The following is a 17,379-nucleotide window of genomic DNA, read 5'->3' as shown; positions in this document are numbered from 1 at the left end:
ACCTGTCCGCTTCAGCGTCTCATTCGCCGATGTAGTCCCGTGGTACCCGCTTCAGGTTACAGAAGATCTGATAGGGAATAGTGCCCGCATGTGCGGCCACTTCACTGGCCAGCACCTGCTTGCCCCAGAATTCGACCGGGCTGCCGACAGTGGCTTGCGGTACGTCGGTGAGGTCGATGCTGAGCATGTCCATCGACACCCGCCCGATCAGCTGGGTGCGCTTGCCAGCGACCAGCACCGGGGTGCCGTTAGGCGCCTGGCGCGGGTAGCCATCGGCATAGCCCATGGCGACCACACCCACGCGGGTCGGCCGAGGGCTGACGAACTTGGCACCATAGCCAACCGGCTCGCCGGCAGGCAGCTCGCGCACGCTGATCACCCGCGATTGCAGGGTCATCACCGGTTGCAGGCGTGCGGCCTCGGCCTGCGCCACTTCGAACGGCGTGGCGCCGTACAGCATCAGGCCTGGGCGCACCCAGTCGCTGGGCGCTTGCGGCCAGCCCAGCACGCCGGGCGAGTTACGCAGGCTGCATTCGGCGGCCAGGCCCTGTCGGGCAGCTTCGAACACGGCGATTTGCTGGGAGGTAGCGTCAGCGTCCAGTTCGTCGGCGCGAGCGAAGTGGCTCATCAACACGATGCGCGAAACCTTGCCGCTGGCCAGCAGTCGCTGGTAGGCATCTTGGTAGTCCTTGGGGTGCAGGCCAACGCGGTGCATGCCACTGTCCAGCTTCAGCCAGACGTTGAGCGGTTTGTGCAGCGGGGTTTTCTCGATGGCTTCCAGTTGCCACAGCGAGTGCACCACGCACCACAGGTCGTGCTCGGCGATCAGCGCCAGTTCGCTGGCTTCGAAAAAACCTTCCAGCAGCAGTACCGGGGCTTTGATACCGGCGGCGCGCAGTTCCAGCGCCTCTTCGATGCAGGCCACGGCAAAGCCGTCGGCTTCGGCCTCCAGGGCCAGGGCGCAGCGCACGGCGCCGTGGCCGTAGGCATCGGCCTTGATCACGGCGAGGGCTTTGGCACCCGTCAGTTCACGGGCCAGACGGTAGTTGTGGCGCAGGGCCTGGAGGTCGATCAGGGCGCGGGCGGGACGCATGGCGGCTGCCTTATGGTGGTTCGGGTTGAAATCGGTGGTGGATTCTTCGCGGGCTTGCCCGCTCCCACAGGTCGTGCACAGCTTTCAAAAGCGGTGGTGTTCCTGTGGGAGCGGGCAAGCCCGCGAATGGGCCGGCACAGGCTATTACTGCTGGTGAACCGGCGCGCTTTGCCCGTGCTTGGTCACTTCCCGGCTGTTGCCATAACGGGAGATATCCAGGCCTTCGGCACTGATCTGCGGCTTCTTGCGCGCAATCAGGTCGGCCAGCAGGCGACCGGAACCGCACGCCATGGTCCAGCCCAAGGTACCGTGACCGGTGTTCAGGAACAGGTTGCGGAACGCCGTGGCACCCACGATCGGTGTGCCGTCCGGGGTCGCCGGGCGCAAGCCGGTCCAGAAGCTGGCCTGGCTCAGGTCACCGCCGCGAGGATAAAGGTCGTTGACGATCATCTCCAGCGTTTCGCGCCGACGCGGGTTCAGCGACAGGTCAAAACCAGCGATTTCAGCCATGCCCCCTACGCGGATGCGATTGTCGAAACGGGTGATGGCAACCTTGTAGGTCTCGTCGAGAATGGTCGAAGTCGGGGCCATGTCGCTGTTGGTGATCGGCACGGTCAGCGAATAGCCTTTCAGCGGATACACCGGAGCCTTGATGCCCAGCGGCTTGAGCATCTGTGGCGAGTAGCTGCCCAGCGCCAGCACGTAGCGGTCTGCCGTTTCCAGCTTGCCGTCGATCCACACGCCATTGATGCGGTCACCCGCGAAGTCCAGGCGCTGGATATCCTGGCCGAAGCGGAACTCCACGCCCAGCTTCAACGCCATGTCGGCAAGCTTGGTGGTAAACAGCTGGCAGTCGCCAGTCTGGTCGTTCGGCAGGCGCAGGGCGCCGGCCAGGATATCTTTCACGCCGGCCAGGGCGGGTTCGACGCGGGCAATGCCGTCGCGGTCGAGCAGCTCGTAGGGCACACCGGACTGTTCGAGTACGGCAATGTCCTTGGCCGCAGCATCGACCTGGGCCTGGGTGCGGAACAGCTGGGTGGTGCCCAGGCTGCGGTTTTCGTAGTTGATGCCGGTTTCGGCGCGCAGTTCGTCGAGGCAGTCACGGCTGTACTCGGACAGGCGCACCATGCGCTCCTTGTTCACCGCGTAGCGGCTGGCAGTGCAGTTGCGCAGCATCTGTGCCATCCACAGGTACTGGTCGACATCGCCCGTGAGCTTGATGGCCAGGGGAGCGTGACGTTCCAGCAGCCACTTGATGGCTTTGAGCGGTACACCAGGGGCAGCCCAGGGCGAGGCATAGCCGGGCGAGATCTGGCCGGCGTTGGCAAAGCTGGTTTCCATGGCCACCGCCGGCTGGCGGTCGACCACCGTGACTTCGAAACCTTGCCGGGCCAGGTAATAGGCACTGGCGGTTCCGATTACACCGCTACCAAGTACCAGAACTCGCATCGTTTTATCCCTCACACGCGGCGCGCCGCACACTTTTATTGAAATGGCATGAATGGGCGCAGTATAGGAATTTGAGACCAGTGCAATTCACTATATAAAAGCCTATTATTGGCGAGAATTCTCGGCAAAATCGCCTTTCACGGAGGGGCATCCCCTATGAGAACCCAGCACCAGACCAAGCGTGAACTGGACAAGATCGACCGCAACATCCTGCGTATCCTGCAGAATGACGGGCGTATCTCCTTCACCGAACTGGGCGAGAAAGTTGGGCTGTCCACCACCCCTTGTACCGAGCGGGTTCGCCGCCTGGAGCGCGAGGGCATCATCATGGGCTACAACGCCCGCCTGAACCCGCAGCACCTCAAGGGCAGCCTGCTGGTGTTCGTGGAAATCAGCCTGGACTACAAGTCGGGCGACACCTTCGAGGAGTTCCGCCGCGCGGTCTTGAAGCTGCCCCACGTGCTGGAATGCCACCTGGTGTCGGGTGATTTCGACTACCTGGTTAAAGCGCGTATTTCGGAAATGGCCTCATACCGCAAGCTGCTCGGCGACATCCTGCTGAAACTGCCGCACGTGCGCGAATCGAAGAGCTACATCGTGATGGAAGAGGTGAAGGAGAGCCTTTGCCTGCCGATCCCGGACTGAGGCTAGACCAGCACCTGGCGGGTGGTGGCAATGAACTGGTGGACCAACTGTTCAGCGGCGGGGTCGATCATCGGTTCAGGGCCACGACCACGCGGGCAGGCCATGCGCGGGGTGGTGCCGAACAGCCGGCAGATCATCGGCCGCTCTTCATACACCGTGCAGCCGTTGGGGCCCAGGTGCACGCAGTCCAGACGCTCCAGAGCAGCGTCCTGCTCGGCCTGGGACTTGCGCGGCAGGCGGGCCATTTCCTCCGCCGAGGTGGTGACCGGGCCGCAGCAGTCGTGGCAGCCGGGCTCGCACTCGAAAGAGGGGATGAGTTCGCGCAGGAAGTGGATCTTGTGGCGGTTGCAGGACATGACGGGATACAAGCTGACAAAGTGATTGGATTATAGGCTTATTCGCGGGTTCACCCGCGAACGAGTATGAAGCCCTCGCTGGTTGCCCGGCCGCGATGGCACAGCTTATCCTCGTCCCCCCTCCATTTTTCAGGGCCGCCCCAATGATCCACAGCGCGCAGCACGCCGCCTCCTATTACGCCGCCAGCAGCGCGCCACACCCCGACCACGCCTACCTGCAAGGCGAACACAACGCCGACGTGTGCATCATCGGCGGCGGCTACTCGGGCCTGAACACCGCCATCGAGCTGGCAGAGCGTGGTTTCTCGGTCATCCTGCTGGAAGCGCGCAAACTTGGCTGGGGCGCCAGTGGGCGCAATGGCGGGCAATTGATCCGAGGGGTCGGCCATGGTCTGGAGCAGTTCCTCCCGGTCATCGGCGAAGAAGGCGTGCGCACCATGAAGCTGATGGGCCTGGAGGCCGTACAGATCGTGCGCGAGCGGGTAGAAAAGCATGCTATCGCCTGCGACCTGGCCTGGGGCTACTGCGACCTGGCCAACAAACCCGCCGAGCTGCTGGGCTTTGCCGAAGACGCTGAGGAGCTGCGCAGTCTGGGCTATGCACATGAGCTGCGGCTGGTCGGCAAGGACGATATCCACAGCGTGGTGGGTGCCGACTGCTATGTGGGGGGGCTGGTCGACATGGGCTCCGGGCATCTGCATCCGCTCAATCTGGCACTGGGTGAAGCCGCCGCAGCCGCCCGCCTGGGCGTGAAGTTGTTCGAGCAATCCGAAGTCACCCGCATCGACTATGGCACTGAAGTGCAGGTGCATACCGCCCAAGGCCGGGTACGCGCCAAGACCCTGGTACTGTGCTGCAACGCCTACCACAACGACCTCAATCGCGAGCTGGGCGGCAAGGTGCTGCCGGCCGGCAGCTACATCATCGCCACCGAGCCGCTGGGCGAAGAACGCGCACGCGCATTGCTGCCGCAGAATATGGCGGTGTGTGACCAGCGCGTGGCGCTGGACTACTACCGCCTGTCCGCCGACCACCGCCTGCTGTTTGGCGGTGCCTGCCACTATTCAGGCCGCGACCCGAAGGACATCGCAGCCTATATGCGGCCGAAGATGCTCAAGGTGTTCCCGCAGCTTGCCGACGTGCGCATCGACTACCAGTGGGGCGGCATGATCGGCATTGGTGCCAATCGCCTGCCGCAGGTTGGCCGCCTGGCCAGCCAGCCAAACGTGTATTACGCCCAGGCCTACTCGGGCCATGGGCTCAACGCCACCCACCTGGCCGCGCGCCTGCTGGGTGAAGCCATCAGTGGCCAGGAAAGCGGGCGCTTCGACCTTTTCAACAAGGTGCCGCACATCACCTTCCCTGGCGGCAAGCACCTGCGCTCGCCACTGCTGGCGCTGGGGATGCTGTGGCATCGCCTGAAAGAGCTGGCCTGAAAGTCCCCATCCTTGTGGCAGCAACTGTCTTGCTTAAAATCTAAAAGCTGACGCGCCCCCTGTGGGAGCGGGCGTGCCCGCGAACACGGGCGAAGCCCGTGCCATCCTCCGCGACTTCTGCTTCGCGGGCATGCCCGCTCCCACAGGGTCGGTGCAAGTTTTAAGTCTGGGGCACAACAGGCCCTCCTGCGACCATCGTGTCATTCCTTCCAGAAGGGTTTCCGCCCTTCGATCCGGGCCTGCTCCCAGCTCAGCCCGACATCGCGCAACTCGTCATCGGTCAGCTGCAGCAACGCCCTGCGGGTATGCCAGCGATGCAGCATCAGCCCCCAACGCCCCAAACCCTCTGGCGCGTTGAACACCTTGGCCTGCTGCCCGGCTTCCAGTTCCTTGGCCAACAGTTGCAAGCGCACATCGCTCATGCCACCCATCACCGCATCCTCCCGTTCAGTTGCTACCGTGGAGAAAGCATGCGCGTCGGCACCCTCGACAATACAGATCCAATACAGCCTTATTATTCCCATACAGAATTGGCCGTTGGCCGACTGAATGCTGTATTTTCAGCCCAACTGTACCGGTCGCTATGCCAATGCAGCGCAGGAGTATGCCTTGACCCTCTACCTGAATCTCGCCGAAATACTCGGCGCCCGCATCGAGCAGGGCCTCTATCGCCCTGGCCAGCGCCTGCCGTCTGTACGCGCACTGAGTGAGGAGCACGGGGTCAGCCTGAGCACCGTGCAGCAGGCCTATCGCATGCTCGAAGACAGCGGCATGGTCTCGCCGCGGCCCAAGTCCGGCTACTTCGTCAGCGACCAACGGCAGTTGCCGGCACTGCCCGCAGTCAGCCGCCCGGCCCAGCGCCCGGTGGACATCTCGCAGTGGGAACAGGTGCTGGAGCTGGTGCGCAGTACGCCGCGCCATGATGTGGTGCAACTCGGCCGCGGCATGCCCGACATCGACAGCCCTACCCTGAAGCCGCTGCTGCGCAGCCTTGCCCAGTTGAGCCGGCGCCAGGACATGCCTGGCCTGTACTACGACAACATCCACGGTAACCTGGCCCTGCGCGAACAGGTGGCCCGGCTGATGCTCGACTCCGGCTGCCGCCTGGGGCCGGCCGACCTGGTGATCACCACCGGCTGCCATGAGGCGCTGTCATGCAGCATCCGCGCAGTCTGCGAGCCAGGCGACATCGTCGCGGTCGACTCGCCCAGCTTCCACGGCGCCATGCAAACCCTCAAGGGCTTGGGCATGAAAGCGCTGGAAATCCCCACCGACCCGGTCACCGGCATCAGCCTGGAGGCGCTGGAGCTGGCCCTGGAGCAGTGGCCGATCAAGCTCATCCAGATCACCCCCAGCTGCAACAACCCGCTGGGCTACATCATGCCTGAGGCACGCAAGAAGGCCCTGCTGAGCCTCGCCCAACGCTATGACGTGGCGATTCTGGAAGACGATGTGTACGGCGACCTGGCCTATACCTACCCACGCCCACGCACCCTGAAGTCGTTCGACGACGATGGCCGCGTGCTGCTCTGCAGTTCGTTCTCCAAAACCCTCGCGCCCGGCCTGCGGATCGGCTGGGTGGCGCCTGGGCGCTACCTGGAGCGCGTGCTGCACATGAAATACATCAGCACCGGCAGCACCGCCAGCCAGCCTCAGCTGGCCATCGCTGACTTCATCGCCGCCGGGCACTACCAGCCCCATGTACGGCGCATGCGCAGCCAGTACCAGCGTGGCCGCGACCTGATGGGCGACTGGGTGACCCGCTACTTCCCGGCGGGCACCCGGGTCAGCCGGCCCCAGGGCGGCTTCATGCTGTGGGTGGAATTACCCGAACATCTCGATACGCTTCGGCTGAACCGCGCTTTACTGGAGCAGGGCGTGCAGGTTGCCGTGGGCAGCATCTTTTCGGCCTCGGGCAAGTTTCGCCACTGCCTGCGCATGAATTTCGCCGCCAGGCCAACGCCGCAAATCGAAGCCTCCGTGCGCAAGGTTGGTGAAACCGCCCTTCGTCTACTGGATGACGAAAGCGCCGACGCGTAACTTTGCGCCGCCCGTCACGGTCAAACCCCTAAAGCCCTTGCTGTAACAGGACGGTCCACCCTTGAGACTCCAGCGAGCCTTGCCTCTGCTGCTGGTGTTGTTGCTCGGCCTTGCCGGTTGCACAAGCATCAGCGCGCCCCGGGAAACCAGCCAGGCGTTGCCTGCCCACGAATCGGCCTTTGGCCGCTCGGTGCTGCGCCAGGCCGCGCCCTATGGCGGCCGCTCGGGCTTTCGCCTGCTGCCCAACAGCAACGAGGCATTTCGCGCCCGCGCCGAACTGATACGCAACGCCCAGGCGAGCATCGACCTGCAGTACTACATCGTCCACGACGGCCTCAGTACCCGCGCCCTTGTGCATGAACTGCTGCGCGCCGCCGACCGTGGCGTGCGCGTGCGCATCCTGCTCGACGACACCACCAGCGACGGCCTGGACACCGTCATGGGCACCCTCGATGCCCACCCGAACATCCACATTCGCGTGTTCAACCCACTGCATCTGGGGCGCAGTACCGGCGTTACGCGCGCCGTGGGCCGGCTGTTCAACTTGTCGCGCCAGCACCGACGCATGCACAACAAGCTGTTCCTGGTGGACAACAGCATGGCCATCGTCGGCGGTCGCAACCTGGGCGACGAGTATTTCGATGCCGAGCCCAACCTCAACTTCACCGACATCGACCTGCTGGGCGTGGGCCCGGTGGCCGAGCAGCTGGGGCACAGCTTCGACCAGTACTGGAACAGCGCCCTCAGCCGGCCGATCACCGATTTCCTCTGGCATGACCCGGATGCCAACGACCTGCGGGCCAGCCGCCAGCGCCTGGAAGTGTCGCTGGCCAAAGCCAGGACCCAGCGCAAGGCCCTGTACGACCGCTTGATGGCCTATCAGTCGCAGCCGCGTCTGGATGTGTGGCGCAACGAGTTGATCTGGGCTCACGCACAGGCGCTCTGGGATGCGCCCAGCAAGGTGTTGGCCGAAGACGAACCGGACCCGCAATTACTGCTGAGCCAGCAACTGGCTCCGGACCTGGCTAACGTGCACCGCGAGTTGGTCCTGGCATCGGCCTACTTTGTACCGGGCGAACCGGGGCTGCTGTACCTGACCGGCCGCGCCGACGCTGGCGTTTCGGTGAAGTTGCTGACCAACTCGCTTGAAGCCACCGACGTGCCGGCAGTGCATGGCGGCTATGCCCCCTATCGTCGAGCCTTGCTTGAGCACGGGGTGCAGCTTTACGAGCTTCGCCGCCAGCCAGGCGACCCCAGCGCGGGGCGATTGAGTTTTCGTGGCAGCTCGGATTCGAGCCTTCACACCAAGGCGATCGTGTTCGACCGGCGCAAGACCTTTATCGGCTCGTTCAACTTCGACCCGCGCTCGGTATTGTGGAACACCGAGGTCGGGGTACTGGTGGACAGCCCGGAGCTGGCCGAATACACCCGCGAGCTGGCCCAGCAGGGTATGGCGCCTGCGCTGAGCTATCAGGTGAAACTGATAGGCAACAAGCTGGTGTGGGCGACCGAGGACAATGGCCAACGGCACGTGCTGACGTCTGAGCCGGGTGGGGTCTGGCGGCGGTTCAATGCCTGGATCAGCAAGGCGGTTGGCTTGGAGAAGATGCTATAGCGGCGATTCCGGGGCCTTGCGGCCCCCAAAATCATCAGGCAGAAACCGGCTCAAAGGCTCCGCGCCGCCGGGTCAATACCACCAACCCCGCAGCCCCGGCCGCCATCAGGAACAGCAACGCATGCCCGCTGATCCACTGGCTCCCCGCTCCCGCCAACAACGGACCGAGCAAACAGCCAATGCCCCACAGCTGGGCCACGTGGGCATTGGCCCGTACCAACTCATCATCGCGGTAGCGCTCACCGATCAGCACCAGCGACAAGGTGAACAAGCCGCCGGCACTGGCGCCGAACAACACCCACAACGGCCAGATAACCGGGGTGTGCAACAGCAGCGGGATCGCCAGGCTGGACACCAGCAGGGTCACCGCACAGCCAGTGAACAGGGTACGTCGCGACATATGGTCGGCCAGCGCGCCGATGGGCAATTGCAGCACCGCATCACCCACCACCACGGTACTCACCATGAACAAGGCGATTTCGGTGCTGAAACCCTGCTGCAGGCAATACACCGGCAGCAAGGTGAGGATCATCGCCTCGAACGAGGCGAACAGGGCAATGGCCCAGGCAATTACCGGCAAGCGTCGGCAGAAGCCGAACAGGTCGCCAAAGGTGACACTGCAGGCTTCCGTGCTCGGCGCTCCACCACGCCCCAGCAGAACCAGCGGGGCGGCCAGCAGCAGGCCGGTCGCCGCCCAGAAGCCGAAGTCGTCATCAGAGCCGAGGAAACCCAGCACCAACGGCCCGGCCAACTGGCTCAGGGCGTAGCTGCTGCCATACAGCGCCACCAACCGGCCACGCCACTGTTCGACCACCAGTTGGTTGATCCAGCTTTCGCCGAGGATGAACACCACGGTCAGAGACATGCCGATCATCAGCCGCAGCAGCAGCCATAACGGGTAACTAGGCAGCAGCGCGAGTAGGCCAATCGACAGCGCCCCGCCCCACAGGCACAGGCGCATCGCCGAAGGTACGCCAACCCAACCTGCCAGGCGGCTGGCCAGGCTGGCGCCGGCCAGTACGCCCAACGCCGGCATTGCCGCCATCACGCCGATGGCGAAGCTGCCGTAGCCCCAGGCCTCCAGGCGCAGGGACACCAGCGGCATGCTCACGCCAAGCGCCAGCCCGACACTGAGCACCGATGCCAGTACGGCGAAGTAGGTACCCCAACGCATTACAGCCTCCCAGCCAATATTTCCAGGGGCCCATTTGCGGGCAAGCCCGCTCCTGCAACGGTCGCGAAGACCTGCAGGAGCGGGCTTGCCCGCGAAAAGGACCTACCGGGTTACAGCTTGATCCAGGTCGCCTTCAGCTCGGTGTACTTCTCCAGTGCGTGCAGCGACTTGTCACGGCCGTTGCCCGACTGTTTGAAGCCACCGAACGGCGCGGTCATGTCGCCACCATCGTACTGGTTGACCCAGACGCTGCCTGCACGCACGGCACGGGCGGTCTTGTGGGCTTTGGAAATGTCCGAAGTCCAGATACCAGCGGCCAGGCCATACGGGGTGTCGTTGGCAATGGCCACGGCTTCTTCGGCGGTGTCGAATGCAATCACCGACAGCACCGGGCCGAAGATTTCTTCCTGGGCAATGCGCATGGCGTTAGTCACGCCGTCGAAGATGGTCGGCTCGACGTAGGTGCCGCCGGTCTCTTCCAGGGTGCGCTTGCCGCCGGCCAGCAGCTTGGCGCCGTCCTTGTGGCCAGCCTCGATGTACGACAGCACGGTGTTCATCTGCTGGGTATCGACCAAGGCACCGACAGTGGTCTGCGGGTCCAGCGGGTTGCCTGGCTTCCAGCCCTTCAGGGCCTCTACCACCATCGGCAGGAACTTGTCCTTGATCGAACGCTCGACCAGCAGGCGGGAACCTGCAGTGCACACTTCGCCCTGGTTGAAGGCGATGGCGCTGGCGGCGGCCTCGGCGGCAGCTTGCAGGTCCGGGGCGTCGGCAAAGACGATGTTCGGGCTCTTGCCACCGGCTTCCAGCCAGATGCGTTTCATGTTCGATTCGCCCGCGTAAACCATCAGCTGCTTGGCGATCTTGGTCGAACCGGTGAACACCAGGGTGTCCACGTCCATGTGCAGGGCCAGTGCCTTGCCCACGGTGTGGCCATAGCCTGGCAGCACGTTCAGCACGCCAGCCGGGATACCGGCTTCGATCGCCAGTTGGGCGATGCGGATGGCAGTCAGCGGCGATTTTTCGGACGGTTTGAGCACGACCGAGTTACCGGTGGCCAGTGCAGGGCCGAGTTTCCAGCAGGCCATCAGCAGCGGGAAGTTCCACGGCACGATGGCACCAACCACACCCACGGGTTCGCGGGTAACCAGGCCAAGCTGGTCATGCGGGGTCGGGGCAACTTCGTCGTAGACCTTGTCGATGGCTTCGGCAGTCCAGTGAATGGCTTGGGCCGCACCTGGGATGTCGATGCTGGAGGAGTCGCCGATCGGCTTGCCCATGTCCAGCGTTTCCAACAGCGCCAGCTCTTCAACGTTCTTGCGCAGCAGGTCGGCGAAGCGGATCAGCTTGGCCTTGCGCTTGGCGGGGGCCAGCTGCGACCACACGCCGGAGTTGAAGGTGGCACGGGCGTTTTCAACAGCGCGGTTGGCATCGGCCAGGTCGCAGCTGGCAACCTTGGCCAGGAAGCGTCCGTCGACCGGGCTCAGGCACTCGAAGGTTTCACCGGATACGGCATCGGTGTATTCGCCGTTGATGAAGGCACGGCCTTCGATCTTCAGTTGCTGGGCACGTTGTTCCCAGTCCGCACGGGTCAGGGTGGTCATACGAAACTCCTCCTCTTGTTTAGGTGCAACGCCGCACTGAGGACTCACAGGCGTTGTCAGAATTCTGGCCGGGCGCCACGCGCACACTGGCAAGCGATACCCTAAACCAGCCGGTGTAAACTATCAATATATTTGACACGAGAGGCTCAAAAGCCTACTGATGTTAATTTTATTAAACAACAACAGGAGCCGAACCATGAGTATTGATAGCATCATCGACTTCGCGCAGGCCATCACCGAGGCCGAACGCTACCGCCCGGCTGCAGAGAAAATCCTCAAGGGCGAGCCGGACCAGGCGGTCTACAACCACTATTCCAGCCCGTGCGGGCAGTTTGCCGCTGGCGTATGGGAAGGTGAGGTGGGCCAGTGGACAGTGAACTACACCGAGCACGAATACTGCGAGATCGTTCAGGGCGTTTCGGTGCTGCGCGACCAGGACGGTGGGGCGAAAACCCTGCGTGCCGGCGATCGGTTCGTCATCCCCGCCGGCTTCAAAGGCACTTGGGAGGTGCTGGAGCCGTGCCGCAAGATCTATGTGATGTTCGAGCAGAAGTAACTATGTAGCGCAGGGAGTTTGCAGGCATGCGTGAGGATGACCCTGCCCGTTTCGGGCCATTCAGCCTCACAAGGAAAATCAGCATGACCAACGAAGAAGTTCTGCAAACCCTCGCCCACCTGGTCGGCACCCGCTACGTGCCGGAGCTGAAAGAAACCATCCGCGCCCTCACAGGGCGCGCTCGCGTTGTAGGCCCCAACGAGATATCCACCCGCGACTACGACGCCGCGCGCATCCAGATCAAGGCCGACGCCGACCTGATGATCCAGAGCTTCAGCTTCAACTGACCCTGACAGTAGCTAAAAAAAAACCCGCTTCCTTTCGGATGCGGGTTTTTTTCAGGTCGCCGATCAATTACTTGATCTTGGCTTCCTTGTACACCACGTGCTTGCGAACAACCGGATCATATTTCTTGATCTCGATTTTGTCCGGGGTGGTGCGCTTGTTCTTGTCGGTGGTGTAGAAGTGGCCGGTACCGGCACTCGAAACCAGACGGATCAATTCACGCATGATGCTCTCCCTTAAACCTTGGCGCCAGCTTTACGGATGTCAACCAGAACGGCGTCGATGCCGCGCTTGTCGATGATACGCATGCCTTTGGCGGAAACGCGCAGACGCACGAAACGCTTCTCGGATTCAACCCAGAAACGGTGGTGCTGCAGGTTCGGCAGGAAACGACGACGGGTTTTGTTGTTTGCGTGGGAAATGTTGTTCCCGGTTACTGGACCCTTACCAGTAACTTGACAGACTCTCGACATGACTCAGCCCTCTAAAACCACATGCCCAACCCGGCATGGGTTGGCCGCTTAATCTCTCAGTCTTTGGCGCCTGGGCGCCGTGATTCTGGAGGCCTTATCGACCGGATCCGCTTATGCGACAGGCCGAGCCCCTAGAAAAGAGCGCTGCTTTATACCAGAAAGACTTGGCTGCAACAACAGTAGATGCACATTACCGCTAGCCAGAACGCGCCGGGCCAGCATAGCGGCAGGCCCCGCCAGTCGTCGACCGCTCGTCGCAAGATTTGCAAAAAAGGGTGTGGTCATTTGCCGGCGGGCGCACTAGGGTAAGCCTTTTCCAGACTGCACTGGCAGATGGGCCACTGACAGCCAAGGAGCCACCATGCGTGTCGCCGCACTTTCCTTATTGTTCACCACCCTGTTCGCCGCTGGCGCTGCCCAGGCCGCTCCGCTGAGCGTTTGCAGCGAGGCCAGCCCCGAAGGCTTCGACGTGGTGCAGTACAATTCGCTCACCACCACCAACGCCACCGCCGACGTGCTGATGAACCGCCTGGTGGAGTTCGATGCGGCACAAGGCAAGGTGGTGCCGAGCCTGGCGACCAGCTGGACGGTATCGGCCGACGGCCTGGTGTATGACTTCACCCTGCGCGATGACGTCAAGTTTCACAGCACCCCCTACTTCAAGCCAAGCCGCAAGCTGAATGCCGACGACGTGCTGTTCAGCTTCCAGCGCATGCTCTACCCGGCCCATGCCTGGCACAAGACTGCGCCGGGCGGCTACCCGCATGCCCAATCGCTACAGCTGGGCAGCCTGATCAAAGCGATCGAGGCACCGTCGCCGAACACCGTGCGCTTCACCCTCAGCCACCCGGACGCCACCTTCCTGGCCACCCTGAGCATGGGCTTCGCCTCGATCTACTCCGCCGAATACGCCGACAAGCTGCTCAAGGCCGGTACGCCGGAGAAGCTCAACAACCAACCGATCGGCACCGGGCCGTTCGTGTTCCAGCGTTTCCAGAAAGACGCCGTGGTGCGCTACCGCGCCAACCCGGACTACTTCGCCGGCAAGCCGGCGGTCGACCCGCTGATCTTCGCCATCACCACCGATGCCAATGTGCGCCTGCAGAAGCTCAAGCGTGGCGAGTGCCAGGTTGCCCTGTCGCCCAAGCCATTGGACATTGCCGAAGCGGGCCAGGACGGTAACCTCAAGGTGGCTACCACCCCGGCATTCATGACTGCCTTCGTCGCCATCAACAGCCAGCACCCGCCGCTGGACAAGCCGGAAGTGCGTCAGGCGATCAACCTGGCCTTCGACAAGCAAGCCTACCTCAAGGCCGTGTTCGAAGACTCTGCGGTGGCTGCCAATGGCCCCTACCCGCCCAATACCTGGAGCTACGCCAAGGACCTGCCCGGCTACCCGCTGGACCTGAAGAAAGCCAAGGCCCTGCTGGCCAAGGCCGGCCTGGCCGAAGGCTTCAGTACCACCATCTGGACCCGGCCCTCGGGTAGCCTGCTCAACCCCAACCCCAGCCTTGGCGCGCAGATGCTGCAAGCCGACCTGGCCAAGATTGGTATCAAGGCTGAAATCCGCGTGATCGAATGGGGCGAGCTTATCCGCCGCGCCAAGGCCGGCGAGCATGACTTGCTGTTCATGGGCTGGGCGGGCGACAACGGCGATCCGGACAACTTCCTCAGCCCGCAGTTTTCCTGTGCGGCGGTCGAGTCAGGGACCAACTTCGCACGCTTCTGCGACAGCCGCCTCGACCAGCTGATCAGCGCCGGGCGCACCACCAACGACCAGAGCGTACGCAGCCGGCTGTACCAGCAGGCGCAGACACTGATCCAGCAGCAGGCGCTGTGGGTGCCACTGGCGCACCCGACGGCAGCGACCTTGCTGCGCCAAGGCGTCGAGGGGTACCAGGTGAGCCCGTTCGGGCGGCTGGATTTCAGCAAGGTGACGGTGACCAAGTAAGCCTGTACCGGCCTCTTCGCGGGTAAACCCGCTCCTACAGGACAGCGCCAGCCTGGCAGTTGGCGCTACCCCTGTAGGAGCGGGTTTACCCGCGAAAGGGCCCGTACTGACCCTATAAGGCTCTCAGTACTCCCTCAGGCCACAATCCACCCATGCTCGACCATCGACAATGGCTCCCCGTCACCGATGATGATGTGATCCAGCACCCGCACGTCGATCAACGCCAACCCCCGCTTCAACGTCAGGGTCAAATGCACATCGTCCTGACTCGGTTCACTGATCCCTGAAGGATGGTTGTGGCACAGGATCAATGCCGCAGCGTTGTGCACCAACGCCCGCCGCACCACCTCTCGCGGATAGACACTCGCCCGATCTATCGTGCCCCTGAACAGGATCTCAAATGCCAGTGGCCGGTGCTTGGTATCGAGAAACAGACACCCGAACACCTCGCTGGCCTCATGCCTGAGCATGGCTTTCAAGTAGCGTCGCACCGCTGCCGGGCTGTCCATGGCAGACTCCCGCTCAATCGACGTTGCAAGGTGCCTGCGGCCGATCTCAAGCAGTGCCTGCAGCTGGCTGTACCTCACCGGGCCCAACCCAAGCTCGCCGACGAAGGCCTCGCGGTCAGCCTCCAGCAACCGGCGCAAGCTGCCGAACTTCACCAACAAGCCTCGCGAAAGCTCCACGACATTACGCCCACGTACGCCTGAGCCGAGAAAAACGGCCAGCAGCTCCGTATCTGTCAGGCTCCCTGCCCCTCGCTGCAACAACTTCTCCCTAGGCCGTTCTTCCGCCGGCCACTCCCTGATGTTCATTCCACCCCTGCCTTTGCTGCGGCCCATTTCGGCCCTGTGTTAATCTATTTCGCCTCGTACATGCGACGTTCCGCCGCAGGCATTTCAAACGTCGTCGCCCGCTCTCACTGGAAAAAGGCAAGCCTATGCAGCGGCTGTATCGCAAGCGCATCGTTCTCGGCGTGGGTGGCGGCATTGCCGCCTACAAAAGCGCCGAGCTGATTCGCCGTCTCCTGGAGCACGGCGCGCAGGTGCGCGTCGTCATGACCCGGGGTGGTGCAGAATTCATCACCCCGCTGACCCTGCAGGCGCTGTCGGGCCACCCCGTACACATGGACCTGCTCGACCCGGCCGCCGAAGCTGCCATGGGCCATATCGAACTGGCCAAGTGGGCGGACCTGGTGCTGATCGCCCCAGCTACCGCCGACCTCATGGCACGCATGGCCCAGGGCATGGCAGACGACCTGCTGACCACGCTGGTGCTGGCCACTGACGCCACCGTCGCCGTGGCGCCGGCGATGAACCAGGCCATGTGGCGTGACCCGGCCACCCAAGCCAACCTCGAGCTGCTCAAGAGCCGTGGCATTCAGGTGTTCGGCCCGGCATCCGGCAGCCAGGCCTGTGGCGACGTCGGCCTGGGGCGCATGCTCGAAGCCACCGACCTGGCCTGGTGCGCCGCGGAAAGCTTCAAGCGCCAGGCACTGACCGGCAAGCACGTGCTGATCACCGCCGGGCCGACCCAGGAAAACATCGACCCGGTGCGCTACATCACCAATCATAGCTCCGGCAAGATGGGCTTCGCCCTGGCCGAAGCGGCCGCCGAAGCAGGGGCTCGGGTGACCCTCGTCACAGGCCCTGTGCACTTGCCAACCCCTGACCGGGTCAGCCGCATCGACGTCGTCAGCGCGCGGGACATGCTCGCGGCCTGTGAAGCGGCCATGCCGTGCGACCTGTTCATTGCCTCGGCAGCGGTTGCGGACTACCGCCCCGAAGTGGTTGCCACACAAAAACTGAAGAAAGATCCTACGACCGGCGACGGCATGCTGCTGCAGATGGTGCGTAATCCCGATATCCTTGCCACCATTGCTGGCCGCGCCGACCGCCCGTTCAGCGTCGGCTTTGCCGCCGAAACCGAGCACCTGCTCGATTACGCCACGCGCAAGCTCAAGGACAAGAACCTCGACCTGATCGTCGCCAATGATGTGGCCAACCCCAGCATCGGCTTCAACAGCGAAGAAAACGCCTTGACCGTGATCGACCGCCAGCAGCACCAGACCCTCTTCGCGCAGACCAGCAAGGGCAAGATCGCCCGGCAACTGGTCGCCTTCATCGCCGAACGGCTCAACCAGGTTCAATAAGTTACATGCACGCTCTTCAAGCCAAGATCCTCGACCCACGCCTGGGCAGCGAATTCCCGCTACCCGCATACGCTACCCCCGGCTCCGCCGGCCTCGACCTGCGCGCCCTGCTCAAGGAAGACACCATCCTCGAACCGGGCCAGACCATTCTGATTCCTACCGGCCTGTCGATCTACATCGGCGACCCGGGCCTGGCGGCAGTCATCCTGCCGCGCTCGGGCCTGGGCCATAAGCACGGCATCGTGCTGGGCAACCTGGTCGGCCTGATCGATTCGGACTACCAGGGCGAACTGATGGTGTCGTGCTGGAACCGCGGCAACACACCGTTCACCATCGCGGTTGGCGAGCGCATCGCCCAGCTGGTGCTGGTGCCGGTGGTGCAGGCTCACTTCGAAATCGTCGAAGCGTTCGACGAAAGCCAGCGTGGCGCTGGCGGCTTCGGTCACTCCGGCAGCCACTGAGCCGGCAAATGACCGTTCAGGCCAAGGATGGCGAACTCTCTGGCGAAACCACCGTCCAAGCGTTCAGTTTGCGCCTGCCCAGAAAGCCT

The 17,379-nt window shown here is 63.2% G+C and carries 18 protein-coding genes; 9 read left to right on the top strand and 9 right to left on the bottom strand.

Annotated elements, in window-relative coordinates; all coding sequences use genetic code 11:
- Positions 1-19: 19 nt before the first annotated feature.
- Complete coding sequence (gene alr, locus C4Q27_RS12445) at positions 20-1,093, bottom strand: alanine racemase (protein WP_064493072.1); 1,074 nt, start codon at positions 1,091-1,093, stop codon at positions 20-22.
- A gap of 144 nt (positions 1,094-1,237) precedes the next feature.
- Positions 1,238-2,542, bottom strand: coding sequence for a D-amino acid dehydrogenase (gene dadA, locus C4Q27_RS12440; RefSeq protein WP_064493073.1), 1,305 nt, complete (start codon positions 2,540-2,542; stop codon positions 1,238-1,240).
- 156 nt (positions 2,543-2,698) lie between these two features.
- On the opposite strand from dadA, the gene C4Q27_RS12435 reads away from it, so the two are divergent.
- Complete coding sequence (locus C4Q27_RS12435) at positions 2,699-3,187, top strand: Lrp/AsnC ligand binding domain-containing protein (protein ID WP_003253520.1); 489 nt, start codon at positions 2,699-2,701, stop codon at positions 3,185-3,187.
- 2 nt (positions 3,188-3,189) lie between these two features.
- On the opposite strand, the gene C4Q27_RS12430 is transcribed toward C4Q27_RS12435, so the two are convergent.
- The gene (locus tag C4Q27_RS12430) at positions 3,190-3,543 is read right to left on the bottom strand and encodes a YkgJ family cysteine cluster protein (RefSeq protein WP_003253518.1); all 354 of its coding nucleotides are present in this window, start codon (positions 3,541-3,543) and stop codon (positions 3,190-3,192) included.
- 143 nt (positions 3,544-3,686) lie between these two features.
- On the opposite strand from C4Q27_RS12430, the gene C4Q27_RS12425 reads away from it, so the two are divergent.
- A complete protein-coding gene (locus tag C4Q27_RS12425) occupies positions 3,687-4,979 on the top strand; it encodes an FAD-binding oxidoreductase (protein WP_104886907.1) in 1,293 nt (430 codons plus the stop codon).
- Positions 4,980-5,179: 200 nt separating this feature from the next.
- Here the strand turns inward: C4Q27_RS12425 and C4Q27_RS12420 are convergent, their stop codons facing one another.
- Positions 5,180-5,410 carry a DUF1127 domain-containing protein gene (locus tag C4Q27_RS12420; protein WP_017148026.1) on the bottom strand — a complete coding sequence of 77 codons (231 nt, stop codon included), beginning with the start codon at positions 5,408-5,410 and terminating at the stop codon, positions 5,180-5,182.
- 178 nt (positions 5,411-5,588) lie between these two features.
- On the opposite strand from C4Q27_RS12420, the gene C4Q27_RS12415 reads away from it, so the two are divergent.
- Complete coding sequence (locus C4Q27_RS12415) at positions 5,589-7,019, top strand: PLP-dependent aminotransferase family protein (protein ID WP_162497232.1); 1,431 nt, start codon at positions 5,589-5,591, stop codon at positions 7,017-7,019.
- Positions 7,020-7,080: 61 nt separating this feature from the next.
- A complete protein-coding gene (locus tag C4Q27_RS12410; RefSeq protein WP_104886905.1) occupies positions 7,081-8,634 on the top strand; it encodes a phospholipase D family protein in 1,554 nt (517 codons plus the stop codon).
- Positions 8,635-8,668: 34 nt separating this feature from the next.
- On the opposite strand, the gene C4Q27_RS12405 is transcribed toward C4Q27_RS12410, so the two are convergent.
- Together C4Q27_RS12405 and C4Q27_RS12400 are read right to left on the bottom strand one after the other, a co-directional pair.
- Positions 8,669-9,808, bottom strand: coding sequence for an MFS transporter (locus tag C4Q27_RS12405; RefSeq protein ID WP_064493078.1), 1,140 nt, complete (start codon positions 9,806-9,808; stop codon positions 8,669-8,671).
- 110 nt (positions 9,809-9,918) lie between these two features.
- Positions 9,919-11,412, bottom strand: a complete 1,494-nt coding sequence (locus C4Q27_RS12400; protein ID WP_010955785.1) for an aldehyde dehydrogenase — start codon at positions 11,410-11,412, stop codon at positions 9,919-9,921.
- 196 nt (positions 11,413-11,608) lie between these two features.
- On the opposite strand from C4Q27_RS12400, the gene C4Q27_RS12395 reads away from it, so the two are divergent.
- Positions 11,609-11,968, top strand: coding sequence for a cupin domain-containing protein (locus C4Q27_RS12395; protein ID WP_051096395.1), 360 nt, complete (start codon positions 11,609-11,611; stop codon positions 11,966-11,968).
- A gap of 83 nt (positions 11,969-12,051) precedes the next feature.
- Entirely contained in the window at positions 12,052-12,255 is a 204-nt protein-coding gene (locus C4Q27_RS12390; RefSeq protein ID WP_064493079.1) for a hypothetical protein, read from the top strand.
- Positions 12,256-12,322: 67 nt separating this feature from the next.
- On the opposite strand, the gene rpmG is transcribed toward C4Q27_RS12390, so the two are convergent.
- A complete protein-coding gene (gene rpmG, locus C4Q27_RS12385; RefSeq protein ID WP_003253507.1) occupies positions 12,323-12,478 on the bottom strand; it encodes a 50S ribosomal protein L33 in 156 nt (51 codons plus the stop codon).
- A gap of 11 nt (positions 12,479-12,489) precedes the next feature.
- Entirely contained in the window at positions 12,490-12,726 is a 237-nt protein-coding gene (gene rpmB, locus C4Q27_RS12380; RefSeq protein WP_003253504.1) for a 50S ribosomal protein L28, read from the bottom strand.
- Positions 12,727-13,087: 361 nt separating this feature from the next.
- On the opposite strand from rpmB, the gene C4Q27_RS12375 reads away from it, so the two are divergent.
- On the top strand, positions 13,088-14,677 hold the full coding sequence (locus C4Q27_RS12375; protein WP_064493080.1) for an ABC transporter substrate-binding protein: 1,590 nt from the start codon (positions 13,088-13,090) through the stop codon (positions 14,675-14,677).
- A 134-nt stretch (positions 14,678-14,811) separates the two neighbouring features.
- Here the strand turns inward: C4Q27_RS12375 and radC are convergent, their stop codons facing one another.
- Entirely contained in the window at positions 14,812-15,492 is a 681-nt protein-coding gene (gene radC, locus C4Q27_RS12370; RefSeq protein ID WP_064493081.1) for a DNA repair protein RadC, read from the bottom strand.
- 125 nt (positions 15,493-15,617) lie between these two features.
- Between radC and coaBC the strand changes: the two genes are divergently transcribed.
- Complete coding sequence (gene coaBC / locus C4Q27_RS12365) at positions 15,618-16,829, top strand: bifunctional phosphopantothenoylcysteine decarboxylase/phosphopantothenate--cysteine ligase CoaBC (protein WP_003253409.1); 1,212 nt, start codon at positions 15,618-15,620, stop codon at positions 16,827-16,829.
- Positions 16,830-16,834: 5 nt separating this feature from the next.
- Positions 16,835-17,290, top strand: coding sequence for a dUTP diphosphatase (dut, locus tag C4Q27_RS12360; RefSeq protein WP_064493082.1), 456 nt, complete (start codon positions 16,835-16,837; stop codon positions 17,288-17,290).
- Positions 17,291-17,379: the final 89 nt, after the last annotated feature.

The organism is Pseudomonas sp. SWI36 (assembly GCF_002948105.1).
Taxonomy (GTDB): domain Bacteria; phylum Pseudomonadota; class Gammaproteobacteria; order Pseudomonadales; family Pseudomonadaceae; genus Aquipseudomonas; species Aquipseudomonas alloputida.
Note: the sequence above shows the minus strand (reverse complement) of the source record. Positions and strands in the feature narration are given on the sequence as shown.